The sequence below is a fragment of the Ensifer sp. genome, assembly GCF_035999135.1.
GTDB lineage: Bacteria > Pseudomonadota > Alphaproteobacteria > Rhizobiales > Rhizobiaceae > Ensifer.
In genome coordinates this window covers 18,322-42,788 of record NZ_DASYGZ010000059.1, presented here as the reverse complement: position 1 = coordinate 42,788, position 24,467 = coordinate 18,322, and the positions used below count along the sequence as shown (strand labels likewise).

The 24,467-nt window shown below is 62.2% G+C and carries 26 protein-coding genes and 1 tRNA gene; 19 read left to right on the top strand and 8 right to left on the bottom strand.

Going from position 1 to position 24,467, the window contains the following annotated elements; all coding sequences use genetic code 11:
* Positions 1-84 precede the first annotated feature (84 nt).
* Positions 85-642, top strand: coding sequence for an HNH endonuclease (locus VGO12_RS06420; protein WP_034797858.1), 558 nt, complete (start codon positions 85-87; stop codon positions 640-642).
* A 235-nt stretch (positions 643-877) separates the two neighbouring features.
* Here the strand turns inward: VGO12_RS06420 and VGO12_RS06415 are convergent, their stop codons facing one another.
* On the bottom strand, positions 878-1,390 hold the full coding sequence (locus VGO12_RS06415) for a disulfide bond formation protein B (protein WP_327511897.1): 513 nt from the start codon (positions 1,388-1,390) through the stop codon (positions 878-880).
* Between the two features lie 213 nt (positions 1,391-1,603).
* Between VGO12_RS06415 and VGO12_RS06410 the strand changes: the two genes are divergently transcribed.
* Positions 1,604-1,688 (top strand) — tRNA-Leu (locus tag VGO12_RS06410).
* 303 nt (positions 1,689-1,991) lie between these two features.
* Positions 1,992-3,458, top strand: coding sequence for a DUF1254 domain-containing protein (locus tag VGO12_RS06405; RefSeq protein ID WP_327511896.1), 1,467 nt, complete (start codon positions 1,992-1,994; stop codon positions 3,456-3,458).
* A gap of 603 nt (positions 3,459-4,061) precedes the next feature.
* On the opposite strand, the gene VGO12_RS06400 is transcribed toward VGO12_RS06405, so the two are convergent.
* A complete protein-coding gene (locus tag VGO12_RS06400) occupies positions 4,062-4,613 on the bottom strand; it encodes a hypothetical protein (protein ID WP_327511895.1) in 552 nt (183 codons plus the stop codon).
* 287 nt (positions 4,614-4,900) lie between these two features.
* On the opposite strand from VGO12_RS06400, the gene VGO12_RS06395 reads away from it, so the two are divergent.
* From VGO12_RS06395 to VGO12_RS06380, 4 genes are all read left to right on the top strand, one after another.
* Positions 4,901-5,344, top strand: a complete 444-nt coding sequence (locus VGO12_RS06395) for a CopD family protein (protein ID WP_327511894.1) — start codon at positions 4,901-4,903, stop codon at positions 5,342-5,344.
* An 8-nt stretch (positions 5,345-5,352) separates the two neighbouring features.
* The gene (locus VGO12_RS06390) at positions 5,353-5,661 is read left to right on the top strand and encodes a DUF3817 domain-containing protein (RefSeq protein ID WP_327511893.1); all 309 of its coding nucleotides are present in this window, start codon (positions 5,353-5,355) and stop codon (positions 5,659-5,661) included.
* A gap of 5 nt (positions 5,662-5,666) precedes the next feature.
* Positions 5,667-6,254 (top strand): TetR/AcrR family transcriptional regulator, encoded by a 588-nt coding sequence (locus VGO12_RS06385; RefSeq protein ID WP_327511892.1) that lies wholly within the window; start codon positions 5,667-5,669, stop codon positions 6,252-6,254.
* Positions 6,255-6,360: 106 nt separating this feature from the next.
* Positions 6,361-8,022, top strand: coding sequence for an AMP-binding protein (locus VGO12_RS06380; protein ID WP_327511891.1), 1,662 nt, complete (start codon positions 6,361-6,363; stop codon positions 8,020-8,022).
* A gap of 16 nt (positions 8,023-8,038) precedes the next feature.
* Here VGO12_RS06380 and VGO12_RS06375 read toward each other — a convergent pair whose 3' ends face one another.
* Together VGO12_RS06375 and VGO12_RS06370 are read right to left on the bottom strand one after the other, a co-directional pair.
* Positions 8,039-9,313, bottom strand: coding sequence for a GNAT family N-acetyltransferase (locus tag VGO12_RS06375; RefSeq protein ID WP_327511890.1), 1,275 nt, complete (start codon positions 9,311-9,313; stop codon positions 8,039-8,041).
* The gene (locus VGO12_RS06370; protein ID WP_327511898.1) at positions 9,310-10,701 is read right to left on the bottom strand and encodes a lipopolysaccharide biosynthesis protein; all 1,392 of its coding nucleotides are present in this window, start codon (positions 10,699-10,701) and stop codon (positions 9,310-9,312) included. Before VGO12_RS06370 ends, VGO12_RS06375 begins: the two co-directional genes overlap by 4 nt.
* A 210-nt stretch (positions 10,702-10,911) precedes the next feature.
* Here VGO12_RS06370 and VGO12_RS06365 point away from each other — a divergent pair, with 210 nt between their 5' ends.
* Both VGO12_RS06365 and VGO12_RS06360 read left to right on the top strand, forming a co-directional pair.
* A complete protein-coding gene (locus VGO12_RS06365; protein ID WP_327511889.1) occupies positions 10,912-11,133 on the top strand; it encodes a hypothetical protein in 222 nt (73 codons plus the stop codon).
* 42 nt (positions 11,134-11,175) lie between these two features.
* Positions 11,176-11,523: a Clp protease N-terminal domain-containing protein gene (locus tag VGO12_RS06360; protein WP_327511888.1), complete on the top strand. Its 348-nt coding sequence runs from the start codon at positions 11,176-11,178 to the stop codon at positions 11,521-11,523.
* Between the two features lie 133 nt (positions 11,524-11,656).
* Here the strand turns inward: VGO12_RS06360 and secA are convergent, their stop codons facing one another.
* The gene (secA, locus tag VGO12_RS06355) at positions 11,657-14,371 is read right to left on the bottom strand and encodes a preprotein translocase subunit SecA (RefSeq protein WP_327511887.1); all 2,715 of its coding nucleotides are present in this window, start codon (positions 14,369-14,371) and stop codon (positions 11,657-11,659) included.
* 244 nt (positions 14,372-14,615) lie between these two features.
* Between secA and VGO12_RS06350 the strand changes: the two genes are divergently transcribed.
* The 5 genes from VGO12_RS06350 (at position 14,616) to VGO12_RS06330 (ending at position 18,735) form a co-directional block, all read left to right on the top strand.
* A complete protein-coding gene (locus VGO12_RS06350; RefSeq protein ID WP_327511886.1) occupies positions 14,616-15,482 on the top strand; it encodes a peptidylprolyl isomerase in 867 nt (288 codons plus the stop codon).
* Positions 15,483-15,698: 216 nt separating this feature from the next.
* Positions 15,699-16,940: a bifunctional glutamate N-acetyltransferase/amino-acid acetyltransferase ArgJ gene (gene argJ, locus VGO12_RS06345; RefSeq protein WP_327511885.1), complete on the top strand. Its 1,242-nt coding sequence runs from the start codon at positions 15,699-15,701 to the stop codon at positions 16,938-16,940.
* A 56-nt stretch (positions 16,941-16,996) separates the two neighbouring features.
* Positions 16,997-17,815, top strand: a complete 819-nt coding sequence (locus VGO12_RS06340) for a GNAT family N-acetyltransferase (protein WP_414650682.1) — start codon at positions 16,997-16,999, stop codon at positions 17,813-17,815.
* Positions 17,816-17,819: 4 nt separating this feature from the next.
* Positions 17,820-18,233: an 8-oxo-dGTP diphosphatase MutT gene (gene mutT / locus VGO12_RS06335; protein WP_327511883.1), complete on the top strand. Its 414-nt coding sequence runs from the start codon at positions 17,820-17,822 to the stop codon at positions 18,231-18,233.
* Positions 18,234-18,414: 181 nt separating this feature from the next.
* Entirely contained in the window at positions 18,415-18,735 is a 321-nt protein-coding gene (locus VGO12_RS06330; protein ID WP_327511882.1) for a hypothetical protein, read from the top strand.
* A gap of 107 nt (positions 18,736-18,842) precedes the next feature.
* On the opposite strand, the gene VGO12_RS06325 is transcribed toward VGO12_RS06330, so the two are convergent.
* On the bottom strand, positions 18,843-19,721 hold the full coding sequence (locus VGO12_RS06325; protein WP_327511881.1) for a methyltransferase domain-containing protein: 879 nt from the start codon (positions 19,719-19,721) through the stop codon (positions 18,843-18,845).
* A gap of 97 nt (positions 19,722-19,818) precedes the next feature.
* On the opposite strand from VGO12_RS06325, the gene VGO12_RS06320 reads away from it, so the two are divergent.
* The 5 genes from VGO12_RS06320 to VGO12_RS06300 all read left to right on the top strand — a co-directional run bounded on the left by VGO12_RS06320 (position 19,819) and on the right by VGO12_RS06300 (position 22,904).
* The gene (locus VGO12_RS06320; protein ID WP_327511880.1) at positions 19,819-20,556 is read left to right on the top strand and encodes a ComF family protein; all 738 of its coding nucleotides are present in this window, start codon (positions 19,819-19,821) and stop codon (positions 20,554-20,556) included.
* Between the two features lie 47 nt (positions 20,557-20,603).
* Positions 20,604-20,861 (top strand): glutaredoxin 3, encoded by a 258-nt coding sequence (gene grxC / locus VGO12_RS06315; protein WP_327511879.1) that lies wholly within the window; start codon positions 20,604-20,606, stop codon positions 20,859-20,861.
* Positions 20,862-20,940: 79 nt separating this feature from the next.
* Positions 20,941-21,798 (top strand): carbon-nitrogen hydrolase family protein, encoded by an 858-nt coding sequence (locus VGO12_RS06310; protein WP_327511878.1) that lies wholly within the window; start codon positions 20,941-20,943, stop codon positions 21,796-21,798.
* A complete protein-coding gene (locus tag VGO12_RS06305) occupies positions 21,795-22,223 on the top strand; it encodes a DUF1178 family protein (RefSeq protein WP_327511877.1) in 429 nt (142 codons plus the stop codon). The genes VGO12_RS06310 and VGO12_RS06305 overlap by 4 nt, the downstream gene beginning before the upstream one ends.
* Positions 22,224-22,337: 114 nt before the next feature.
* Positions 22,338-22,904: a GNAT family N-acetyltransferase gene (locus VGO12_RS06300; RefSeq protein ID WP_327511876.1), complete on the top strand. Its 567-nt coding sequence runs from the start codon at positions 22,338-22,340 to the stop codon at positions 22,902-22,904.
* A gap of 24 nt (positions 22,905-22,928) precedes the next feature.
* Here VGO12_RS06300 and ubiG read toward each other — a convergent pair whose 3' ends face one another.
* Together ubiG and VGO12_RS06290 are read right to left on the bottom strand one after the other, a co-directional pair.
* The gene (gene ubiG, locus VGO12_RS06295) at positions 22,929-23,675 is read right to left on the bottom strand and encodes a bifunctional 2-polyprenyl-6-hydroxyphenol methylase/3-demethylubiquinol 3-O-methyltransferase UbiG (RefSeq protein ID WP_327511875.1); all 747 of its coding nucleotides are present in this window, start codon (positions 23,673-23,675) and stop codon (positions 22,929-22,931) included.
* 114 nt (positions 23,676-23,789) lie between these two features.
* Entirely contained in the window at positions 23,790-24,338 is a 549-nt protein-coding gene (locus tag VGO12_RS06290) for a dihydrofolate reductase family protein (RefSeq protein ID WP_327511874.1), read from the bottom strand.
* Between the last annotated feature and the right edge of the window lie 129 nt (positions 24,339-24,467).

Here is a 24,467-nt window from a genome sequence, read left to right as displayed (position 1 = left end):
GCATTTTTGTTTCCGGCTTCACAATCCTGTTGCAACGGGCCTAATATAGAAGGTGCAGATGCCGAATCGATCAGGAGAATACGCTTGACGATTGCAGTCTCACCACAGGCCTTACCAGCGCTCGTCTTGAACGCTGACTATAGACCGCTGAGTTACTACCCCTTGTCGCTTTGGTCCTGGCAGGACGCGATCAAGGCCGTCTTCCTTGACCGCGTAAACATCCTTGCCGAGTACGAACATTCGGTGTCGTCCCCGAGTTTCTCGATGCGACTGCCGAGCGTTGTTTGCCTCAAGAGCTACGTGCAGCCCTCACGCCACCCGGCCTTCACCCGGTTCAACGTGTTCCTGCGCGACAAATTCGAATGCCAGTATTGCGGTTCGCCCGACGATCTCACCTTCGATCACGTGGTGCCCCGTGCTCACGGTGGCCAGACGACCTGGGACAATGTCGTGGCAGCCTGCTCGCCCTGCAATCTGCGCAAGGGCAGCAAGCTGCCGAAGCAGGCCGGCATGTTCCCGCACCAGCGGCCCTTCCAGCCGACCGTGCAGGACCTGCACAACAACGGCCGGCTCTTCCCGCCGAACCATCTGCATGAAAGCTGGATGGACTATCTCTACTGGGACGTCGAACTGCAGCCCTGACGCTGTTCGTATCTTCCTGCCGGATCAAGCCCAGAAGCGGGATCGGGGAGGTGCGTGCGTTCGTCCGCGCCTACTGCATGCTTCCTTTAATCGTAGCCGATTAAACGATAAAAACATGCAGCAATTCAGAGTTCTACAGCGACCTTTGCGCGTCTGATAGGTCTGATAGGACGCGCGGCGCTGTAGCGTTCCCGTGCGGTCCGACGTCATCCGTTCGTTCGGATCGACCGGATGATCACCGTGCCTTTGCAGCGCCGCGAAGCGCGATCGCTGCGAGAATGAGGCTGGCGATCACGTTCCAGCCGGCAAAGGACAGGCCAAGCACCCTAAGGGCCGCCTCCGTGCAGGACGGGCCATGCTTGGAATCGAGGTCGCCGAGCAGATCGCCGACATTGGACGAGACCCCTTGAGCCGTCGTCGCGCACGTCGACGGCCCTTCCCAGAAGTGCCATTCGGCACCCGAATGATAGACGCCCATGCCGGCGCCGACGAGCATCAGGATGCCGACGATCAGGAGCAGCGCGCGGGTCGTCCATGCCGGCAGCCTGAAGGCGCTGGTGGCGATCGCCAGAATGCCGACGGGGATGCCGTAATAATAGGGATCGCGCTGCAAAAGGCAGAGCGCGCAGGGGATATAGCCGCCGACATGTTCGAAGCCGAGCGCGCCGCCGACGGTCGCCGCCATGCCGAGCGTGACGAGAACCGCGATGATGAGGTGCTGGCGGGAAGGGGTGGCGGCGTCGATCATCTATACCTCGCGGGCGGCGGTCCTCTGGGAGGGCTCATGCCGCAGTGCAACTTGATGGCGCCTTCTTAGGCAGGATCGACCGCGCTGTAAATCATGGGCGCCGCGCGGTCTCCGCACGCTTTCGTGATTGCAACCGCTTGAACGCGAAAATGATGGTTGACCACGGCGAAATCCTTCGTGTACATCCGAGCCGCTGATATCGCACTTCCCTGAGCCCCATTGGCGGAATTGGTAGACGCGCTCGACTCAAAATCGAGTTCCGAAAGGAGTGCTGGTTCGACCCCGGCATGGGGCACCACATACACCTATAAGTTATTGTTTTTTCTCTGTTTTTGCCCCGCATTCTCACCGTGGGCGGCGGCCGGGGTTACACGACGCGGCTGAAGGCCGCTTTCGGCCCGAAGCGGACGTCAGCCGGAATTTACTGTCCATGTTACCGTTACGAGACTTGCGGCATCAGGATCAACCTGTTCTGGTGAGTTTGGGTATCTACAATCAATGGCGTGATGCGAAAGGCCAACGTGCGGCTACGGTGCACATATCGCTCAGTTGCAACGTCGGTGGCCTGGTCTATCGCAGCGCATGAAGAGGGATGGAACCGATGAGAGCAGTTCGCAACATCGTAGCAACCGGAGCCGTGTTTTTCGGACTATTTGCCACAAGTTCCGGATTTGCTGCTGATGTCGACAAACCACTTGGCGGCGAGCCACCACCCGGATCGACGGCCTCAATCAAGGATTTCGACTACCAGATCAAATATCAACGGGCGTTCGAAGCCGTCCTCTGGAACATGCCGGCCGCTGCGATATACAGCTTTCGCCGTGCAGCCTTCGAAGACCTCGGCCTGAAGGACAACGACATCATTGTCTATTCGGCCCCCGCAACGCCCAAGCTCGAAGCGATCACTGCCAACAGCACCACTCCCTACATCACAGCCTTCACCGACTTGCGGAAAGGCCCCGCCGTGCTGGAGGTGCCTCCCGCCAGCGATGAAGGCAGCGTCTACGGTCAGGTCGTCGACGCATGGCAGCTGACAATTGCGGATGTCGGGCCTTCGGGGATTGACGCGGGCAAGGGCGGCAAGCTGCTTTTCACACCGCCGGGCTATACGGGGGCAATACCGCCTGGATATATCGAGGTGCCTTCCCCGAATTTCCGGATTGCCTTTGCCTTCCGGTCCGTCCGGGCACCAGGCAAGAGCGTCGAAGATGCTTACCGGTATGCCAAACAACTGCGTATGTACTATCTCTCCGACGCGACCAATCCGCCCGAGCAAAGGTTCATAGACCCGATCAACGACCGCTATGCGACGCTTCCATTCTACGATGAGCGGACCTTCGAGGACATGTGGTCAATCGTCGATGTCGAGCCGGTAAAGCCTCAGGATAAGGTTATGATCGGGATGCTGGCATCATTGGGCATCGAAAAGGGGAAGCCCTTCGCCCCCGATGCGAAGACCAAGAAGGCGATGCGCCAGGCAGCCATCGACGCCTGGTTCTACATGCAGGAGTGGTTCGACAATATCCCCAAGGAAAAGCTCTACTGGCCAGATAGACACTACGCCTCGCTGTTGATGACCGATGCCAACAGGACCTTCAGTTTTGTCTACGACGACAAGATCGATCTTACAGGGCGCGCGGCGGAGTATTTCTGGTGCACCTACATGCCCAAGGTGTTGAGTGACAGCCCGGCCACCCAGTATTTGATGGCCATGGCTGACAAGAACGGAAAGCTGCTGGAAGCCGGCAAGCTCTACAAACTGGATGTGCCAGCAAAGATGCCCGTCAAGCAGTTCTGGGCGCTGACGGTCTATGACCGCGCGACGATGGGATTCCTCTATAGCGAAACCAATCGCACAACGCTCTCCTCCTATGACCTCGATAAGATGAAGAAGAATGTCGATGGCGGCGTAACGATCTATGTGGGCCCGAAGGCCCCGGAAGGATTGGAAAGCAACTGGATACCAACGTCAGGCAAGAGGCCACTTCCAGCCATGCGGTTCTACGGTGGAACTGACGAGCTAAACAACAAGACCTTTAAATTGCCGGATTTTGAGTTGGTACAATGACGTAGAAGTCACGATGACCGCTAGTGGCGCAATCCTGCCATCTCTTTCACAGCGGCGGTGCCCAAAAATTGCCGTCGCTATCGTAGGATGTGGGAGGAAAACAGCGCATAGCGAAAACCGGCATTTGCATTGCCAGGGCGCGCCTGAAGGCTCCAATGAAAGATGCGGCTAGCGACTTACCCATTGCAATTGAAGCTTGAGAAACAAATAGCCCTGTGGCGGTTCGGACAACGGCGAGGATGTTTCGGCGAAACGTGAGACAGACGCGTCAGAAAGCATAACGAAAGCGCGCCGAGCAAGCATGTCCCACGCCAGCGTAAGAGGGTGTTTCTGATGAGTTGCGTCGCTCCGGCATGGGGCACCACCTACACCTAATAGCTATTGTTTTTGGCGTTCTTTTCGCTGTTTTTGCCCCACATTTTCGCATCCCGCGAGTGCAGACGTGCCGGCGCAGTTGTTTAAGGTTTTCACGGAAACTGGACGACGGCGCGATTGGAGCCCTGTTTCAGTTTGGAACTGATAGGCGCACGAAATTCCGGTTCAGGGTTTCGAAAAATCATCGGACATACCGTCCGAATGGAAGCGCAAGTCTGCGGCTGCGGATCAAAGTGGAGGGGGCAATGCCTCCTCATCGAACTTCCGGATTTCAACTAGTCCTAGTCCGGACTTAAGCTTGGCTCCCCACGGCCCAATTCGCATTTTTACAATTCGTCCATCGTCATGCGTAATCCAAAAATCCACTTTAGAGACCTGCGGCAGCTCATGACGGATAGCTGAATAGTGCTTTGCTGCGAGACCCAGGTGACTCTCGTCACCCTCAAATACACAGTCAGTTATTTTCGGGCCAAATTGGTCCGCTGGAACCCACTTTCTCTGTGGGTACTGGATCCATTGCTTTTGCATTGAATCTTTCAGATAATTAGTACCTGACTGGGTTCGCAAATCGGCAGTAATCACTAAAGATCCATCGTCCTGCTCGGCATAAACCGTCACGCTCGACCGGGTAGCGTTCATGGTTGCCGCGTATGCTAAGTTGACGATTTCACAAGATTGGTCTTGGCCATTGTCACTGTTAGCTTCCGCCGATTGAACTGCGCTAACGACGACCAATGTCGCTCCCGCCAATCCCATCAAAAGTTCAGAGATGCACTTCATGAATCGCCCCTATCTTGACGGCCTCACCATGTAGTCAGATGAGTCTGATGCAAAGCTAGAGTGAAGTGCAATTTGAGCGCTGATGCCGCTCGTTTGCTTTGCTTCGGCATGGGGCACCGCCATCACAGCACGATCTCCCGCACGCCCACTATCGTCACACCTCGCTGAGCCTCCCGTGCGCCTGTCCGCTTTGACTGGCCCGTGTCGCGCGCCGCCGATTTGTCGCAGTGACATCCGACGTCCTTTCTCTAAAACGGAATGGTCTTTCTGTTTTCTATGGGCTGGCGATGCTCGATTTGATTTTCCCCTATTACCTCTGGATCAAGGCGGCGCACGTTGTCGCGGTGGTCGTCTGGCTCGGCGGGCAATGTCTGCTCGCCAACCAATTGGCCGGTCATCACGGCGTGCTTGCGAAAGGTGGCGACGCCGAATTGCTTGGCGAGGCCGAGCAGCGAAGCCTGCGTCTGGTGGTCAATCCGGCGATGCTGGCGGCGCTGCTGTTCGGCGCGGGCCTGCTTTTCCTGAGGGGGATGGAGACGCTTGGCGAGCCCTGGTTTCAGGTCAAGCTTGCCTGTGTCTGTGCCATGACCGCGCTGCACGGCGCGATCTCGGCGACCGCGGCTTCGCTGCGCCGGGGCGATGGCAAGGTCTCGGACCTTCGCATCTGTTGCCTGCAGCTTTCTGGCCTGGCGCTGACCGTCGCCATCATTTTCCTAGCCATCATCAAGTGAGGTCGCTCATGTCCGAACAACAATCCCGCCAGCCGCTCTCCCGTCTGCTGCGCTTGGCCGCGATCGCCGAGGGAACGACGCTGCTGTTGCTCGTCTTTGTTGGCGTGCCGCTGAAACACGGCTTCGGCATTCCCGAAGTCACTCGCCTTCTCGGTCCATTGCACGGCGTCGCCTTCCTTACCTACATCTGGGCCGTGATCAATGAACTATCGCTTCGCGACCAGCCACGCGGCTGGGTGCTCAAGGCGATGGTGTTCGGCTTCGTGCCGGGCGGGACCTTCTGGTTCTTCCGGCGTTCGATCGCATCGGCGAGCTAGGCGCGATGGGGTACGACAAGGGGCTTCGCACCCGGGACAAAATCCTCGAGGCCGCAGCGCGGCTGGTTTTCGTTCGCGGCTATGCGGCATCCTCCTTCTCGGAGATCACCGCGGCACTCGGCATATCGCTTGGCAAGGTGACGCACCACTTCCCGAGCAAGGCGGCGTTGTTCGAGGCCCTGTTTGCGCAGGCGGTCGCACATTTTCGCGATGAAACGCTGCCGATATTCGAGGACCCGGACCTCTCGCCCTTGCAGCGCATCGAGCGGGTGCTTTTCCGGATCGAAACCTTCTATGCGTCACAGGGAGAGATCATCGGTTGCCCGGTCGGGCAGACCATGGCCGATCCGATGACGACAACCGCTGAGATGCGCGCGCTGGCGGCAGGCGTGCTTGCAGACACGGAGCGGCTGATGGCCGCGAACCTCGTTCAAATGGGCTGGTCACCACAGCAGGCGGCGTCGCGGGCCGCCATCGTGACGGCGGCCTGGCAGGGGGCGGTCCTGCTCGCCCGCGGCGGCGGCGGGATCGGAGGTTTTCGCCGGATCCTCGGTCACATTCGTCTGCTGCTCAGCGAACCACCACAGGACTGAGTGCGCCGTGGTGACATGTGTGCGGACAGGACTGTCCGCACAGTCATTGAACATCTTGTGACGACAGTGTTAGGTGCGCTGCAACAAAATCTGTCATGGCAGCGTCATGTTACCGAGAATCGAGACCTACGACGAACTCTACAGCACCTTTCGCTGGCAGATCCCGGAGAAGTTCAACATCGGCGTCGCCGTCAGCGACGTCTGGGCGGCGCGCGAGCCGGCGCGCGTCTGTCTTCAGCACTTCATTCCCGATGGCGCGCATCAGGCGCTGACCTACGGCGATTTCGCCCGGCAGTCCTCCGCCTTTGCCAAGGGGCTCGCCCGAGAGGGCGTTGTGCCCGGCGAACGGGTAGCGATCCTCATGCCGCAGGGGTTCGAGACGGCGATCGCCCATGCGGCGATCTACAAGCTTGGCGCCATCGCGCTACCGCTGGCGCTGCTCTTCGGCGTCGAGGCGCTGGAATACCGGCTGCGCGACGCCGGCGTTGCGGCCGTCGTCACCAACGGCTTCGGCTTTGAGCGCATCGTCGCCATTCGTGAGCGGTTGCCGGACCTGCGTCTGGTGGTGCTGGCGGAGGAAAAACCGCAGCCGAGAACGATTGCCTTCTCGTCCCTTGCATCCGGCGATTCCTCCGGTTTCGTGCCCGCCGATACCGGCCCCGACGATCCGGCGTTGATGATCTACACATCGGGCACGACGGGACCGCCCAAGGGGGCGTTGCACGGGCACCGGGTGCTGCTCGGCCATCTGCCCGGCTTCGAGTTCCACCATCATTTCCTGCCGCAACCCGGCGACCGGATGTGGACGCCGGCCGACTGGGCGTGGGCCGGGGGCCTGCTCAATGCACTGCTGCCATCGCTTTTTCATGGCGTTCCGGTCGTGTCGTCGCCGGCCCAGAAATTTGATCCGCATACGGCGTTTCGCATTCTGGACGAAATGGACGTGCGCAACGCCTTCATTCCCCCGACGGCGCTCCGGTTGATGAAGGCGGTCGAAAACCCGCGCGAGCATTATCGCCTCAACTTGAGGACCATCGGTTCAGCCGGGGAATCGCTTGGCCGGGAAACCTATGAATGGGCGAAAGCGGCGCTCGGGCTCAAGGTCAGCGAATTCTACGGCCAGACCGAATGCAACATCGTGCTCTCGTCGGCCGCCGACCTCGGCGTGCTCAAGCCGGGGTCGATGGGCAAGGCTGCCCCCGGGCATCGGGTGGCGATCATCGATGGGGAAGGACGCGAACTGCCGGCCGGCAGCGTCGGGCAGGTGGCGGTGAAGCGGCCGGACCCGGTGATGTTCCTCGGCTACTGGGGTAACGACGCGGCGACCGAGAAAAAGTTCATCGGTGACTGGATGACAACCGGCGACCAGGGGGTGATGGACGAGGAGGGATATTTCACCTTCTTCGGCCGAGACGACGATGTCATCACCTCGTCGGGCTATCGCATCGGACCCGGCGAGATCGAGGATTGTCTTGCCGGCCATCCGGACGTTCAGCTCGCCGCAGCCGTCGGCAAACCCGATCCCGTCAGGACCGAGATCGTCAAGGCCTATGTGGTGTTGAGGCCGGGTGTCATTGGCGACGAGCGCGTGGCAGCGTCCATCCGCGAATGGGTGAAGACCCGGCTGTCGATGCACGAATATCCGCGCGAGATCGCCTTCGTCGACAGCCTCCCGCTGACGACCTCGGGCAAGGTCATCCGCCGCTTCCTGCGTGAACAGGCGGCGGCCGAAGCGCGTGGCGAGGCGGTCGAGGCGCCGACCTCCTGACGCGCGCCAACGTGTCTTAGCGCCCGGCGAGCGCCTTGATTTTGTCGCGCAGGATCCGCGCCATGTTGCGGGTGTTGCGATAGAGGTGAAGCTGGGCTGCCACCTGGCGCACTTCCCGGTCGCGGGTCTGCTGCAGGCCGATCACCAGCGTGCCCATCTCTTCGCGCTCCTGCCAGAACCGGCTCATGATCGGGTGATCGGGCACGGCGCAGGAGTCCGAGCGGGCGATGTTGGCGTCGTCGAGATGCCATTCCGTGAGCTCTGCCAGAAGCAGCTTGCCCGGAGAGAACTTGGCGTAGCGCTCGTCATAGGCGGTCTTCCAGGTATAAGCCTCGCCCGACATCATGAACACGACCATCGAGGCGATCGCCTTGCCGTCGAGGTCGAGCGTATGGATGCGCACGCTGTCGCCGTCGGCCAGGTTGGTGATCGCCTCGCGGGCAAAGGCCGCGCGGAAGCGGTCGAGCACCATGGCGCTGCGGCTCTTGCCCTTCCATCCGGAGGCTTCGAGCGCGAGGAATTCCTCCATGCGCAGACGGATCTCGGCGGGTTGGCGGGCGACCGAATAGGCGAGCTGGCCTTCCTTCTCGAGCTTGTTCCATTGCCGCCGCAACTCGCGGAAATGCGCGGGGCTGATGGCGTTGCGAAGATAGGTCGGGCCGTCCTGCAGGCTTTCGAGCATCGGCCGGCTGAAGGTGTCGGTCACCGTCAGCGGCAGGTTGCGGCCGATCGCGACGGCGCGGGTGAGGCGGGCAACCTTGCCGTTCAGCCGCATGTCCGGCAAAACGAGGATCGAGGGCAGGCCGGTTGCCGGTGCCGCAAAGGCCTCGAACAGGTTGTCGATGGTCTCGGCCGCATCCTCGGCATCGAGCAGCGGCACGCCGAGCGGGCCGAACGGGTTGGACCAGGCGCGAATGATCGGCGCGCCGATCGAGAACCCCGGCTTTTCAATCGAAAACGGCATCAGGAAACGCAGCCTGCTGCGGCGCTCGTCGTTGTCGCGCATGATCGCCAGCCGGATGACGCGCTCTTCCAGGCGCGGCATGGCGGGGGCGAGGAAGCGACCGGTGAAGAAGACGTTCGGCTCGAGCGCCCGGTTCGACAGAAAGTCGAGTTCGCGCTGCAACTCGTACCCGGCCTTTGCCGGGTAGATGGCGAGGTGGCGTCCGGGACGGCCGACCTCGATCATGTGCTCCGCGATTGGTCCGCCGTCGCCGGCCTGCGCCAGGCCGCCCAGTACCCGTGCGGCCCGGCTGTTTGCATCGGACGGAAGATTGGTATTGCCGATCATGGATGGACAGCCCCGTTGTTATCGTTGCCGGCCCGCGCGCCTGCAAAGGCAAAGAGCGCGAAGCCGAAGGTACGCCGGACGGCGATGTGCAGCAGCATCGCCTCGACGAACATAGCACCAGCGGTTGCAAAAGCAGCACCGTTCAGTCCGAAAAGAGGGATGAGGCTCAGGTTGAGTGCGATATTGGCCAGCAGCGCGCCGGCGTAAAGGATGACGCAGAGCGTCTGTTCGCCCGCCATCGTCAGCAGCGTTTCGGCCGGCCCGACGAGGGCCTTGGCCAGGATGCCGGCAAACAGGATCGCCATCAGCGGCATGCCGGCGACGAAGGCCGGCCCGAACAGCGAGAGCAGGAACGGCCCGGCCAGGAGCACGAGCGCCCCAACCAGCAAGGACGGCCAGAAGGCCCAGCGGGCGCTTTCGATCGCGATGGCACGGATCTGGCCGGGGTCGCGGGCCATGGCGGTCGCGACACGCGGCCCGGCCGCCGCCTTGACGGCAAACATGACGAAATGGACGAGCGCCATCGTCTTGGCGGCGGCAAAGTAGATGGCGACGTGCTCGGGATCGAGATAGAGGCCGACGATCACCACATCGGAATTGGTCAGCAGGAATCCGAAACCATCGACCATGAAGACCGGGACGGAAACCTTGAGCCAGCGGCGAAGCTCGATCCGCCGCGGTCCCGGCACATAGCGCGCGCGCAGGCGTTGGGTCAAAAGCAGGAATTGCCCCACCGTCGTCACATAGGCGGCGGCCATGGCGGCGATCATGGCCGTCTCCGCTGTGTGCGGCGCACCGTTCGTGACCGCCAGCACCATGAAGACGAGGACGAGCACCGGGCGCACGATGAAGGTCGGGCTCATGGCCGAGAGCGCCCAGCCGTGGGCCCTCGCCGTGCCATCCATCACATCGCCAAGCGAAATCATCGGCAAGGTGAAGAGGCCGAGGAAGAGCGGGACCAGATAATAGGCCTCGATGTGGGTTCCAAAGAGCCAGAGAGCAACGAGCCCGAGGACGGCGACGGTGGTGGCGGAGGAAAGGGCAAAGACACGCACAGTCGTTGTGACGCCGCGGATTTCGTCCATCGCGGCCGAGGCCTGGTACTCCGGCAGGAAGCGGATGACGACGGAGTGAAAGCCGACGCAGGAAAGGCTGCCGAACAGGATGACAAGCACCCAGACGAAGACGAAGATGCCGTATTCGAACTCACCCATCAGCCGGGCAAGGATGATCTGCGACAGGAACGCGATGGCCGCGCTGGCGATGCGGATGGTGAAGGCGACCAGCGCCATGCGGCGCGCCGTGCTCTTTGCGTCGGAACCGGTGAGGACGGACCCGAGCGAGCCGATGAGCGCGCAGAGGCGGTGTCTCAGCGCCGACGGCAGCATTCGTCCGGCCGTTTGACATACCGCCATGAACACGAGGACACCCTGAGATTACGCAATACAGGGTTTCAGTACTGCCAGAACAGCGTTAACAAACGGTTCAGCGCGGTTGTACCCGATGTGGCAAAACATGCCGATTGACTGCGTGTCGCGCAGGTCTAGAGGCCGTCAACCTTGGTTGACGCGGCAAGGGTCGTCAACTAAGGTTGACGCATGATTGACCTGCGCGACATCACCGTTCCGACCGATCCTGAAGAGGCGCTCGCCGCCGTCGTCGCCTTGCGCCGACTGGCCGATCGCATCGAGCGCCAGGCGGTGCGTTCAGCCCTTGGCCAGGGCTGGTCGTGGTCAAGGATCGCCCAGGCGCTCGGGATCACCAAGCAGGCGGCCCACAAGCGACTTTCAGACGTGGCGGCAGACAAGAGTTCCACATAAGGGGATTGCGATGTTTCAAGGCATGAAACGAAGCTTCAGGACATGGGCACCATCAGGCTCCTCTGCGAACGGGCGGAAGCGAACGCTCTTTTGGACCAGCAGCGGGAGCCCGGTGCCGAACACTTCCTGCTGGCCTCACTCGATCTGCCTGATGGTACGGCGCGTCTCGCCTTCGAAAAGGCGGGGATAGAGCCCGACGCCCAGAGAGCCGCGATCGAACGCCAGTACGCTGATGCCCTCAGCGCGGTGGGCCTGAGAGCAGATGTCCCATCCGGCGCGCCAATGGCGGCCAATTCCGGCCTTTATCGGGCGGCAGCTTCCGGCCAGGAAATCGTTGAGCAACTGGCGGCAAACCGTCGGGATCACGGCCCGCTGCTCGGTGCGCCCTGAAATCGGCAGCCGATGCAATCGCCGACGCCGGTCACGCGGGCGCAGCCAGCCGACAGGCCGGTTCGTAAACGCAAAATGCCGCCCGAGGGGCGGCATTTTTCAAGCGAGAAGAGGCGGACGCAATCGGCGTCGCTTATGCTTCGTAGATGCCGTGGCAGTGCTTGTACTTCTTGCCCGAGCCGCAGGGGCAGGCCTCGTTGCGCGACACCTTGCCCCAGGACAGGGGATTGGTTGCGTCGCGCTGGATCGGCGGTGCCGCCAGAAGCGTATCGCCGCCGGATCCGAAGTCGTCCTCGCCGGTCAGCGGGTCGATATGGTGGCCGTGCATGGCCGGCGGAACCGGTTGCGGCGCCTCGGCAGCCTCGCGAACAAGCTCGACGCGCATGAGTTGTGCGGTCACCGCCTGGCGCAGATTGCCGAGCAGCGTCTGGAACAGCTCGAAGGCTTCGGACTTGTATTCCTGCAGCGGATCGCGCTGGGCGTAACCGCGGAAACCGACGACCGAGCGCAGGTGGTCGAGGTTGACGATGTGCTCGCGCCAGAGGTGGTCCAGCGTCTGCAGAACGACCGAACGCTCGACATACTGCATGATCTCAGGACCGAACCGTTCCGCACGGTCTGCAGCTTCCTTCTCGGCAGCCGCCATCACGCGTTCGCGAATATCGTTTTCGTCGATGCCTTCTTCCGCCGCCCACTCAACCACCGGCAGTTCGAGATTGAGATACTGCTGCACGTCGGCCTTGAGGCCCTCGACGTCCCACTGCTCGGCATAGGCCTTCGCCGGGATCCGCTTGGTGACCATGTCATCGACGACTTCGGTACGCATGTCGGTGACCGTTTCGGTGACGCTTTCGGCATCCATCAGCTCGATGCGCTGCTCGAAGATCACCTTGCGCTGATCGTTGAGAACGTCGTCGTACTTCAAGAGGTTCTTGCGGATGTCGAAGTTGCGGGCTTCGACCTTCTTCTGGGCGCGCTCGAGCGCCTTGTTGATCCAGGGATGGACGATCGCCTCGCCGTCCTTCAACCCCAGCTTCTGCAGCATGCTGTCCATGCGGTCGGAGCCGAAGATGCGCATCAGGTCGTCCTGAAGCGACAGGTAGAACTTGGAACGGCCCGGGTCGCCCTGACGGCCGGAACGGCCGCGCAGCTGGTTGTCGATGCGGCGGCTTTCGTGGCGCTCGGTGGCAAGAACGTAGAGGCCGCCGGCGGCCAGCGCCTTTTCCTTGAGCTGTTGGACTTCGGCGCGGATTGCCTCGACGCGCTGGTCACGCTCTGCACCCGGCTCGACCTCGGAGAGCTCCTGCTGGATGCGCATGTCGAGGTTGCCGCCGAGCTGGATGTCGGTGCCGCGGCCGGCCATGTTGGTGGCGATCGTGACGGCGCCGGGCACGCCGGCCTGGGCGACGATGAAGGCCTCCTGCTCGTGATACCGGGCGTTCAGAACCTGGAAGTTGTTGAACCCCGACTTCTTCAGCAGGTCGGCGAGCTGTTCGGACTTTTCGATCGAGGTCGTGCCGACCAGCATCGGCTGGCCGCGCTCATGGGCCGACCTGATCTCTTCGATGATGGCGTTCAGCTTCTCGCCTTGCGTACGATAGACCTCGTCGTCCTCGTCGATACGTTTGATCGGCAAGTTGGTCGGCACTTCGACCACTTCAAGCCCGTAGATGTTGCCGAATTCTTCCGCTTCGGTGGAGGCCGTGCCGGTCATGCCGCCGAGCTTGGAATACATGCGGAAGTAGTTCTGGAAGGTGATCGAGGCGAGCGTCTGGTTCTCGGGCTGGATCTGCACCTTTTCCTTGGCTTCGAGCGCCTGGTGCTGGCCTTCGGAGTAGCGGCGGCCCGGCATCATGCGGCCGGTGAATTCGTCGATGATGACGATCTCGCCGTTCCTGACGATGTAGTCCTTGTCGCGCTGGAACAGCTTGTGGGCCTTCAGCGCGTTGTTGACGTGGTGGACGATCGCGACATTTTCGATGTCGTAGAGGGATTCACCCTTGAGAAGACCCGCCTCCCGCAGCAGGTTCTCGAGCTTCTCCGTGCCGTCTTCCGAGAAGTTGGCCGAGCGCTGCTTTTCGTCGATTTCGTAGTCTTCGGCCGACAGCAGCGGAATGAACTCGTTGATCGTGTTGTAGAGATCGGAGCGGTCGTCGAGCGGGCCTGAAATGATCAGCGGCGTGCGCGCTTCGTCGACGAGGATCGAGTCCACTTCGTCGACGATGGCGAAGAAGTGGCCGCGCTGGACCATCTGGCCGCGCTCGTACTTCATGTTGTCGCGCAGATAGTCGAAGCCGAGCTCGTTGTTGGTGGCGTAGGTGATGTCGCAGGCATAGGCGTCGCGGCGCTGCTCGTCGGAGAGTCCGTGGACGATGACGCCCGTGGTCATGCCGAGGAAGGAGTAGACGCGGCCCATGGTGCCGGCGTCGCGCTGGGCGAGGTAGTCGTTGACGGTGACGACGTGAACGCCCTTGCTGGCAAGCGCGTTCAGGTACACCGGCAGCGTTGCGACCAGGGTCTTGCCTTCGCCGGTCTTCATTTCGGCGATCGCGCGCTCGTGCAGGATCATGCCGCCGATGAGCTGGACGTCGAACGGGCGCAGGCCGAGTACGCGGCGGGCCGCCTCGCGGGCAACCGCAAAGGCCGGGACCAGGAGGTCGTCGAGCGTCTTGCCCTCTTCCAGCTGCTTGCGGAACTCGGCGGTCTTGGCGGCGAGCGCCTCATCCGACAAGGCCTTCATGTCGGCTTCGAGTGCGTTGATGGCGTCCACCCGAGCCTTGTAGCCGCGCACACGGCGATCGTTGGAGGAGCCAAACAACTTGCGGGCTAGGCCGCCGAGACTGACCATACGAATGGTCCTTTCTTTTCTGTTGCCTGAGGTCTCATGGCTGCACCGTGAAAAACCGCGCAATGCCGTGAAACGCCCGGAAACTGTTCTGGACGCGAGGTTGCGTGACAGATAAGAGGGGGGTCGAATTATGTCAACGCAATTGCACGGGCCGACGGCTACAGAACCGCCACATTCTGGTGGTGTGCAGCCGCTACGAGCTTGAGGCAATTGCGCCAAAGGCCAATGTGAAAGGTTTGTGAGCATGTCCAAGTTGAAAACCCTGGCCGCTGCAGCGCTGGTTGCGGCGATTGCCGTTCACAGTGGTGCGCGGGCGGAAGACGCAGATCCGGTGATCGCCAAGGTTGGCGGCCAGGACGTGCGCCAGTCCGAGCTCACCCTTGCACTCGGTGGCCTTGACCCGCAGCTTCAGCAGATGCCGGAAGAGCAGAAGCGCGCCGCCGCGCTGTCGGCGATCATCGACGTCAAGCTCCTGTCGAAGACCGCAGAAAAGGAAGGCCTGCAGGATGACGCGACCTTCAAGCAGCGCGTCGCCTACCTCACCGAGCGCGAACTGCACAACGCCTACTTCAAGAAGCATGTCGTCGATGCCATCACCAAGGAAGAGGTGAAGGCCCGTTACGACAAGGAGATCGCAGCGATCCCGGTTCAGGAAGAAGTGAAGGCGCGCCACATCCTGGTCAAGACCGAGGATGAAGCCAAGGAGATCATCAAGGAACTCGACGCCGGCAAGAGCTTCGTCGATCTCGCCAAGGAGAAGTCGACCGACCCGAACAAGGGCGACGGCGGCGACCTCGGCTATTTCACCAAGGGCCGCATGGTCCCGGAATTCGATACGGCGGTCTTTGCTCTCGACAAGGGCGCCTACACCAAGACCCCGGTCAAGACCCAGTTCGGCTTCCACGTGATCCTGGTCGAAGACAAGCGCCCGCAGGCTCCGCCGCCGCTTGAGCAGGTCGAGCCGCAGGTTCGTCAGCTCGTCATGCGCGACAAGTATGTCGAACTGCTGGCTGCCGCCAAGAAGGACGCTGGCGTCGAAATTTCCGATCCGGCGCTGAAGAAGGCCTATGACGAGGCCAACAAGGCGCAGGAAGCCCAGGAAGCCAAGTAATTTCGATCGGCGGGCCTGCCTGTGGTGGGCCTGCCATCACCGCTTCATGTCGATGCCCGGCGGTGAGAACCGCTCGGGCATTTGTCGCAGAATAGATCCGGTAGGGCTTCGGTTGCGGTCCGCTCCAGATCCTTGAATTGACGCATTTCCTGACGGAAAACGGCACCGCACTTTTCCTGGAAATGTTTGGCTCCAACACGTCACAGCAGGTTTCCCATGTCCGGCTCCGTTTCTCCGCTCGCTCCGAAAACCTTTGCCGAAATGCCGTCTGTGCGCGGTGTGCGCATGGCGACCGCTGCCGCCGGCATCAAGTACAAGAACCGCACCGACGTGCTGATGATGGTGTTCGACCGACCGGCTGCCGTGGCCGGTGTCTTCACCCGGTCCAAGTGCCCTTCGGCGCCGGTCGATTTCTGCCGCAAGAACCTCTCGGGCGGTGTTGCGCGCGCCGTCGTCGTCAACTCCGGCAACGCCAATGCCTTTACCGGCAAGAAGGGCCGTGAAGCGACGGAGCTGACCGCGAAGTCTGCCGCAAAGGCAGTCGGTTGCGCGGAAAGCGAAGTCTTTCTCGCCTCGACAGGGGTCATCGGCGAGCCGCTGGACGCGACGAAGTTTGCCGGCGTGCTCGACGCACTTTCGGCCAAGGGCACGGAAGATTTCTGGTTTGAAGCCGCCAAGGCGATCATGACGACCGACACCTACCCGAAGGTCGCGACCCGCACGGCTCAGATCGGCGGGATCACCGTGACGATCAACGGTATCGCCAAGGGCGCCGGCATGATCGCGCCTGACATGGCGACGATGCTCTCCTTCGTCGTCACCGATGCCGACATCGCGCCTTCGGCGTTGCAGGCGCTGCTTTCTGAAGGCGTCGGCCCGACCTTCAACTCGGTCACCGTCGACAGCGACACCTCGACGTCCGACACGCTGATGCTGTTTGCGACCGGTGCGGCCGCCGCAGACGGCCAGAAACAGGTCGGCGATGCGGCCGACCCGCAGCTGGACGAATTCCGCCTTGCGCTGAACGAGCTTCTGCATGATCTCGCGCTGCAGGTGGTGCGCGACGGCGAAGGCGCGCGCAAGATGGTTGCGGTCACGGTCGAAGGTGCGGAGAACGACGCGGCTGCCAAGCGCATTGCGCTGTCGATCGCCAACTCGCCGCTGGTCAAGACCGCGGTTGCCGGCGAGGACGCCAATTGGGGACGTGTGGTGATGGCCGTCGGCAAATCGGGCGAGATGGCCGAGCGCGACCGACTGGCGATCTGGTTCGGCGACGTGCGCGTGGCCGTCGAAGGCGAACGGGATCCCACCTATTCGGAAGCGGCTGCAACTGCAGTCATGAAGGAAGAGGACATCGCCATCCGCGTGGAGATCGGCCTCGGCTCCGGCCGCGCCACGGTCTACACCTGCGACCTGACGAAGGAATATGTCGAAATCAACGGCGACTACCGGAGCTGACGCTTCGGTTGGGCGATGGAAGTGAGCCGGCTGATGCAGCCGGCAGAGGTAACAAGATGACATCGAGTGATGTTCGGCCGGCGACGGACAAGGTTGTGGCTGAAGGCAGGGAAGTGGCAATGGTGGATCTCCCAAGCGTGCGCCGTCTCGAGGCTGTAGGCTTCCGCGCCTGGCCGGCAGCGTCGGTACAGTATGATGGCAGCTGGCTGATCCGGCTGAATGCGGGCCACGATTCCAAGCGATTGAACTCCGTCAACCCGCTCGATCCGTCCGACTACCGCGACATTGCTGTGCGTCTGGAAAAGGCTGCCAGGCGCTTTGCCGATTATGGCCGGCCGCTGACCGTGCGCCAGACGCCGCTGACGCCGCCGCAACTCGTTGCTCACATGGATGCCGCTGGCTGGACCGCGTTCAGCCGCAGCCTGGTGATGACCGTGGATCTTGCCGAGCGCGAGTTCGGCGACGGTATCGACCATCTGCCGATCAAGGATGTCGGGCGGTTCGTCGATGCCTGCATCGGTATCGGCAAGAACGATCCGAAGAAGAAGGCGCCGCTCGCCGAGATCATCAATGCGATCAAGCCCGAGAGCGGCCTGTTCCTTTTCGAGGACGCCGAGACGGGGCCGACGGCCGTTGCGCTGGTGGTTCAGGACAACGACCTTGCCGGCATCATGCAGTTTGCCGTGGACGAGCGCGTTCGGGGACGCGGCGTCGGTAAGGCGATGCTCGACGTCTGCCTGCGCTGGGCGCGTCTGAGGGGCTGCCGGAAGGCGTGGCTGCAGGTCGAGGCCGACAACGGTGCCGCGCTTTCGCTCTATCGCAGCGCCGGCTTTGCCGAAGTTTACAGCTACATCTACAGAACGCCTGAGGCCTGAGGTCATGGACAGCAACGGAAAGAGGATCGTCCTCGTTGCCGCCTGTGCCCTTGTCGACAGCGATGGCCGCATCCTGCTCGCGCAGCGGCCGGAAGGGAAATCTCTGGCAGGCCTCTGGGAGTTTCCAGGCGGCAAGGTGGAGGTCGGCGAGACGCCGGAGGAAACCTTGATCCGCGAGCTGGACGAGGAACTTGGCATCCACACAAAGGTTGCCTGCCTTGCTCCGCTCACCTTCGCCAGCCACAGCTACGACGATTTTCACCTGCTGATGCCGCTCTATGTCTGCCGGCGCTACGAAGGGATGGCGACCGGACGGGAAGGCCAGGCGATCAAGTGGGTCCGGCCAAAGTCCCTCAGGGACTATCCGATGCCGCCGGCTGACGAACCGCTCATCCCGTTTCTCATGGATTTGCTCTGAACCTACCCGAAAACTGATTGATTATTAATCGATCGTTTATCTCCGTGGCGCAAAGATAACCGCAGTTCAATTTCGGTACGCATCGTTCGCAAAACGGCGTGCCGATTTCAGGCAATGCGGTGGAACCAGGCTTGGGAAGGGCGCTTGCGTCCGCCGCGTGTCGCGCGTTTGTGAGGCTGGGATGGTGGATGACGATTTCTGGAGCACGGTTCAGGAAAAGGACCTGGTGACGAGCCAGTCCCGCCGGACAGGTGTGCTCAATCTGTCGCTGCTGTTTGGAACGGCAGTGATTGCGCTGACCCTCATTCTGACGCCGATGCTGTCGGCCAAGACCGACAAGCGCATCATGGCGAATACACCTGTCGATTACGACAATATCTCGACCGGCTCGATTCCCTCGAGCGGAACCAGCAAGCGCTATACCGTTCGCCGCAGCGTGCTGCAGGAAATGCCGGGCGCGGTTTGCGTCATCGACGCGGACGGTCGCAAGAGCGGCTGCTGACGCGGCGCCAGGGTTCATCCCGGCGATCGCCGGCGCACCACCTGAACATTCAATCTCGCGAGTTCGCCCATGGGCGACGGCGGCGACCATCGCGCGCAGGACCGCTCCTACAGCGGCTGTTCCTTGGTGCCGAGCGCTGCGGAAAGCCGTTGCTTGGCCGAGCCCGGTTTCAGCGGCTTCTGCTGGCTCTCGTGCGGCGCCCAGCCGGACAGGTAGATGATCGAGAATGTCGCGCGCACCCGACCGTCCGGATCGGAGAAGCGCTCGGCGTAGATTTCCGCAGCTCTCAAGAAGAACCGCCTCGAGACCGGGACACGGCTGCGGGCGCTGAGCGGGCTGGTCATACCCATGGCGCGCAGGTCACGGATGAGCGCAAACAGCGAATCGTAGCGCACCGTGTAGCTTTCCGTGTCGGTGACCGGCAATGCAAAGCCCGCCCTCTGCAAAAGCGCGCCGACATCACGCACGTCGGCGAAGGGGATGACGCGCGGGCTGGCGCCGCCCGTCAACTCGGCTTCGGCAGCAAGAAGCGCCTCGCGCAACTCCTGCAACGTGCCGCTGCCGGGGATGGCCGCAAGGAAAAGCCCGTCGGGCTTCAGCGCCCGGCGCACCTGGATAAAGGCGCCCGGCGTGTCGTTTGTCAGATGCAGCGAGAGCGGCGACACGACGAGATTGACGCTCTCCGGTTCGACGGGAACCTCTTCCAGCGATGCGATCGCGACCGGTTGTTCGTCTGAACCAAAGCGGAAATCGGTTTCGACGCGCTCGACGGCGCCGATCTTGCCGGTCGCGATAAGCTGGCGCGCGGTCTGCCCGGTATAGCCGTGCAGCTCCAGCGCGCGATCGAAGTGACGCTCGACCACGCTGACGCGTTCGGCCAGTTCCTCGGCGACGATATCAAGGAGGAAGCCGGCCTTCGGGTCGGCGTTTCTGAGCGCTCTTGCCCGGTGCGCCTCGACGAGGCTCTGGTCAAAGATTTTTTCCACGATACTGTCTCCGCGAGATCGCCAGCAAAAAGACCTTCGGAGGGGCAAAGTCAACCGCATGGCAGGGGAAGGGTGGGCGATTCCATTTGAGCGTTCGATGCGCGTCCTGCGTGGCTTGGTGGCTGGGGCCGCCGATTTCGTCTATCCGCCGGTCTGTTGCGGCTGCGGTCGGCTGGTCGGCGCCCATCGCGCTGTCTGTGCCGGCTGCTGGACGACATTGCCGCTGATCGAACGCGCGTTCTGCGACATTCTCGGCACGCCGTTTTCGGTCGATCACGGTCCCGGATCGGTCTCGCCCGAAGCCATCGCCAAGCCGCCGGTCTTCGATCGCCTGCGCTCGGTCGCGATCCACGACGGCATTGCGCGCGATCTGGTGCATGGGCTGAAGTATCGCGATCGCACGGATCTCGCGCCGATGATGGCGGAATGGATGATCCGCGCGAGCGACGGCGCGGTTGCCTCGGCCGACGCCATCATCCCCGTGCCGCTGCACGCCTTCCGGCTCTGGAGACGCCGGTTCAACCAGTCGGCGGAACTGGCGCGCGCCATCGCCCGGCTCTCGGGCAGGCCCTACGAACCCGATCTCCTGAAACGCATCCGGCGGACCAGCCGGCAGGTCGGCCTCGGATTGCGGGCCCGGGAAGACAATGTGCGCGGTGCCTTTGCGGTCCCTAAAAGCGGCAAGGCGGGCCTGCGTGGGAAAAGCGTGGTTCTCGTCGACGACGTCTATACGACCGGTGCAACCGTTTCGGCTGCGGCCAGAGCGTTGAAGCGGGCGGGCGCCGGGCAGGTCACGGTTTTGACCTTTGCAAGAGCCGTATCCGGTCTTATATGACAAACAGATGGCCGGCACGGACGCCGGCAAAGGAGCGGTTCTGGATCATGGCTTCGGTGGTCATTTATACGCGTCAATTCTGCGGTTATTGTTCGGCCGCCAAGAAACTGCTGGAAACCAAGGGCGTCCCGTTCCTCGAACACGATGCAACCTATGATCCGAACGTTCGCCAGACGATGATCGAGAAGGCGCATGGCGGCTCGACCTTCCCGCAGATCTTCATCAATGACATCCATGTCGGCGGCTGCGACGATCTGCATGCGCTCGAACGCGCCGGCAAGCTCGACGCGATGCTCGCGGCCTGAGACGCGCTGACGTCCCGCCTGTTGCCGCGTCTGGCTGATGCTTCAATCGGCGGCGGCACGTATCAGGAGTAGAACGATCATGACCTTCAAGGCTGCAGCCATCCAGATGTGCTCCGGTGTCGACCCGCAACGAAATGCGGAAACGGTGGCCCGGCTGGTGCGCGAGGCTGCTGCCCAAGGAGCGATCTATGTGCAGACGCCGGAAATGACCGGCGCGCTCCAGCGTGACCGTGCGGCCCTGCGGGCGATCCTCAGGGACGAGGCTAACGACATCATCGCAAGGCAAGCCGCAGAGCTCGCCGCTGAACTCCGCGTCCACGTCCATGTCGGCTCGACGCCGATCGCACTTGCCGACGGCAAGATCGCCAATCGCGGGCTGCTTTTCGGTCCCGACGGCGGCAAGATCTGCCACTACGACAAGATCCACATGTTCGACGTCGATCTCGACAATGGCGAAAGCTGGCGCGAAAGCGCTGCCTATCAGCCCGGCAGCGTCGCGCATGTCGCCGACCTCGACTTGGGCAAGCTCGGCTTCACCATTTGCTACGACGTGCGCTTTCCGGAGCTTTTCCGGCAGCAGGCGGTCGCCGGCGCCGAGATCATGTCGGTACCGGCCGCCTTCACGCGCCAGACGGGCGAGGCCCATTGGGAAATTCTTCTGCGTGCGCGCGCGATCGAGAACGGCGTCTTCGTCATTGCCGCGGCCCAAGGGGGTGTGCACGAGGACGGACGCGAGACCTTCGGCCATTCGATGATCATCGATCCCTGGGGCAGGGTGCTTGCGTCTGCCGGCCCGACCGGTGAGGCGGTCGTGCTGGCCGACATCGACGTTGCGGCGGTTCACGCGGTGCGCGCCAAGATACCGAACCTCAAGAACGCCCGCAGTTTTGCGCTCGATGAAGTCGCCGCCACCGGGAAGGGAGGCGTCGCCGCTTGATCCGCTATACGCTTTCCTGCGACAACGGCCATTCCTTCGAGGGATGGTTCTCGTCGAGTGACGATTTCGACCGTCAGGTCGAGCGCAAGCTTGTTTCGTGCCCCACCTGCAACTCGACGGCTGTCCTCAAGCAACTGATGGCGCCGTCGGTCGCGACCGCGCGCAAGAAGGAGGCGACGCGGGCGGTGATCGTCGATCAGGCGCAGAAGGAAACCATCGCCAAGATCCGCGAGTTGGTGAAGAGCGTGCGCGAGAACGCCGACGATGTCGGCGAGCGTTTCCCGGAGGAAGCGCGCAAGATCCATTACGGCGAAGCGGAACAACGCGGCCTGATTGGCAAGGCGACGGCGGAAGAGGCTGTCGCGCTGCTCGAAGAGGGCATCGCGGTTGCGCCGTTGCCAATCCTGCCCGACGAAGTCAACTGACGGCAGGGCGAGAAACTGCGATGCCAGATTCTCGCGGAAAATGCTCCGGCCGATCCTTTAAAAACAACGCCTTGCTCCCCATTTGCCGTTTTTGCAGCGGGAGTGTTTCAGTCTATGACGTTGTCCGATATCCGTGTTTTCACCGAACGTCTGACCATCAGGCCGTTCTCGGCCGGTGATTTCCCGGGCTTTTTTGCCTATCACCAGCTGCCGGAGGTCTATCGATTTCTGTATCAGGATCCGCTCGACGAAACCGGGGCGCAGGCGAAATTCGCCAAGGCATCGGCACCGCGGCTCGCGGAAGACGGAGACGTCGCGGTGTTTGCCGTCGAGCGCCGGGAAGACGGTGCCCTGATCGGCGAGGTCCTGTTGAAGCTCGCAAGCAAGGCGGCCGAACAGGCGGAGACCGGATATATCTTCAACCCCGCCTTTGCCGGCAAGGGCTATGCCACCGAAGCGATGCGGGCCGTGCTCGATCTCGGCTTCTCACGGCTCAACTTCCACCGGATCTTCGCCCGGCTCGACGCGCTCAATAGCGGTTCGGTCGGTGTCGCCGAGCGCCTCGGCATGCGTCGCGAAGCGCATCTGATCGAGAACGACCGGTTCAATGGCACCTGGGGGGACGAGTTCGTCTATGCGCTTTTGAAGCGCGAATGGCTTGCCAGACCACCGGCAGCCTAAAGGCAAAAACGGCAATCCACGCGATCAGAGCGTCCGCTTGGCGACGAGCATGTAGTTGACGTCCATGTCCTTCGACAGGTTCCACTGGTTGGACAGCGGATTGAAGAAGACGCCGGTGCGTTCGGAAACTTCCATGCCGCTCGCTGCAATCGGCTTTTCCAGCTCCTCGGGGCGCACCAGCTTTTCGTACTGGTGAGTGCCGCGCGGCAGCCAGCGCAGCACGTTTTCGGCGGCGAAGATGGCAAGGGCCGCCGCCTTCATGGTGCGGTTGATGGTGGCGACGAACATCAGGCCGCCGGGGCGCACCATATGGGCGCAGGTGGTCATGAAGAAGTCGACGTCGGCGACGTGTTCGACCACTTCCATGTTGAGCACGATGTCGAAGCTCTCGCCGGCCTCGGCCAGCGCCTCGGCTGTCACAGCACGATAGTCGACCGCGACACCGCTGCCGGCGGCATGCGTTTTGGCGATGCCGATGTTCTTCTCCGAGGCGTCGGCGCCCAAGACATCGGCGCCCATGCGCGCCATCGGCTCCGACAGCAGGCCGCCGCCGCAACCGATGTCGAGCAGCCTGAGGCCTTTCAGCGGCTGCGGGCTTTTCGGGTCGCGGCCGAAATGCTCGGCGACCTTGTCACGGATATAGGCAAGGCGGACGGGGTTGAACTTGTGCAGCGGCCGGAACTTTCCGGTCGGGTCCCACCACTCTGCGGCCATGGCGGAAAAGCGATCCACTTCGCTCTGGTCGATGGTCGTGCGTGCGGTCTCGCTCATGTCGCCGTCTCCTTCACTCTTCCCTGGTGAAGTCGGACGATCGGGCAAGGAAGTCAAGAGCCGGGCTTGGGCCAGATCGGCGCAGGCGAGCCTGGGGCGCCTGCGCCGAGCGCGTCAGGCGTCCGGTTCAGGCTGGTAGTGCAGGATGACCACGCCCGATTTCAGCGGGCGGGCATGGGTCAATCTCAGTTTCGTGCGCGCCAGCCCCGGCTTGAACAGAGGCACGCCGCTGCCGAGAAGCACCGGGTTGATGCCGAGCCGATACTCGTCGACGAGACCCTTTTCGATCAGCCCCGCTGCGAAATCGGCGCTGCCGAACACGAAAATGGCGCCGCCATCGCGCTGTTTAAGGCGCTCGACTTCACTGGCGGCATCACCGGTGACGAGTGTCGTGTTGTGCCAGTCGGCCGATGTCAGCGTATGCGAGAAGACGAACTTTTCGACACCATTCATGAAGGTGGCAATGTCGCCTTCTGCCGACGGCCAATAGCTGGCCATCATCTCATAGGTGACGCGGCCGAACAGCAAGGTCTCCGTTCCGAGTTGCGTTTCGCCGATATAGGCCGCGAGTTCGTCCTCGAAAACGAACCAGCCGATGTCATGGCCGGGGGCTTCGAAAAAGCCGTCGACGCTGACCATGTCCCACATGATGACCTTGCGCATAACAATCCTCCGGTTTCGCCGCGGGTGCCACGAAAAGCTTGTCAAAACCGATATAATTTTGCAAGTGGTTTTGTTGTTGCATCGGATGAGCATCTCCCGCATGACGCCTCCCCTTGGGTGGGCGTCATG

Excerpts from the sequence above, each read along its gene's own strand:
- VGO12_RS06415 (WP_327511897.1), bottom strand. The coding sequence starts at position 1,390 with ATGATCGACGCCGCCACCCCTTCCCGCCAGCACCTCATCATCGCGGTT.
- VGO12_RS06405 (WP_327511896.1), top strand. The coding sequence starts at position 1,992 with ATGAGAGCAGTTCGCAACATCGTAGCAACCGGAGCCGTGTTTTTCGGA.
- VGO12_RS06400 (WP_327511895.1), bottom strand. The coding sequence starts at position 4,613 with ATGAAGTGCATCTCTGAACTTTTGATGGGATTGGCGGGAGCGACATTG.
- VGO12_RS06395 (WP_327511894.1), top strand. The coding sequence starts at position 4,901 with ATGCTCGATTTGATTTTCCCCTATTACCTCTGGATCAAGGCGGCGCAC.
- VGO12_RS06390 (WP_327511893.1), top strand. The coding sequence starts at position 5,353 with ATGTCCGAACAACAATCCCGCCAGCCGCTCTCCCGTCTGCTGCGCTTG.
- VGO12_RS06385 (WP_327511892.1), top strand. The coding sequence starts at position 5,667 with ATGGGGTACGACAAGGGGCTTCGCACCCGGGACAAAATCCTCGAGGCC.
- VGO12_RS06380 (WP_327511891.1), top strand. The coding sequence starts at position 6,361 with ATGTTACCGAGAATCGAGACCTACGACGAACTCTACAGCACCTTTCGC.
- VGO12_RS06375 (WP_327511890.1), bottom strand. The coding sequence starts at position 9,313 with ATGATCGGCAATACCAATCTTCCGTCCGATGCAAACAGCCGGGCCGCA.
- VGO12_RS06370 (WP_327511898.1), bottom strand. The coding sequence starts at position 10,701 with ATGCTGCCGTCGGCGCTGAGACACCGCCTCTGCGCGCTCATCGGCTCG.
- VGO12_RS06365 (WP_327511889.1), top strand. The coding sequence starts at position 10,912 with ATGATTGACCTGCGCGACATCACCGTTCCGACCGATCCTGAAGAGGCG.
- VGO12_RS06360 (WP_327511888.1), top strand. The coding sequence starts at position 11,176 with ATGGGCACCATCAGGCTCCTCTGCGAACGGGCGGAAGCGAACGCTCTT.
- secA (WP_327511887.1), bottom strand. The coding sequence starts at position 14,371 with ATGGTCAGTCTCGGCGGCCTAGCCCGCAAGTTGTTTGGCTCCTCCAAC.
- VGO12_RS06350 (WP_327511886.1), top strand. The coding sequence starts at position 14,616 with ATGTCCAAGTTGAAAACCCTGGCCGCTGCAGCGCTGGTTGCGGCGATT.
- argJ (WP_327511885.1), top strand. The coding sequence starts at position 15,699 with ATGTCCGGCTCCGTTTCTCCGCTCGCTCCGAAAACCTTTGCCGAAATG.
- VGO12_RS06340 (WP_414650682.1), top strand. The coding sequence starts at position 16,997 with ATGACATCGAGTGATGTTCGGCCGGCGACGGACAAGGTTGTGGCTGAA.
- mutT (WP_327511883.1), top strand. The coding sequence starts at position 17,820 with ATGGACAGCAACGGAAAGAGGATCGTCCTCGTTGCCGCCTGTGCCCTT.
- VGO12_RS06330 (WP_327511882.1), top strand. The coding sequence starts at position 18,415 with ATGGTGGATGACGATTTCTGGAGCACGGTTCAGGAAAAGGACCTGGTG.
- VGO12_RS06320 (WP_327511880.1), top strand. The coding sequence starts at position 19,819 with ATGCGCGTCCTGCGTGGCTTGGTGGCTGGGGCCGCCGATTTCGTCTAT.
- grxC (WP_327511879.1), top strand. The coding sequence starts at position 20,604 with ATGGCTTCGGTGGTCATTTATACGCGTCAATTCTGCGGTTATTGTTCG.
- VGO12_RS06310 (WP_327511878.1), top strand. The coding sequence starts at position 20,941 with ATGACCTTCAAGGCTGCAGCCATCCAGATGTGCTCCGGTGTCGACCCG.
- VGO12_RS06300 (WP_327511876.1), top strand. The coding sequence starts at position 22,338 with ATGACGTTGTCCGATATCCGTGTTTTCACCGAACGTCTGACCATCAGG.
- ubiG (WP_327511875.1), bottom strand. The coding sequence starts at position 23,675 with ATGAGCGAGACCGCACGCACGACCATCGACCAGAGCGAAGTGGATCGC.
- VGO12_RS06290 (WP_327511874.1), bottom strand. The coding sequence starts at position 24,338 with ATGCGCAAGGTCATCATGTGGGACATGGTCAGCGTCGACGGCTTTTTC.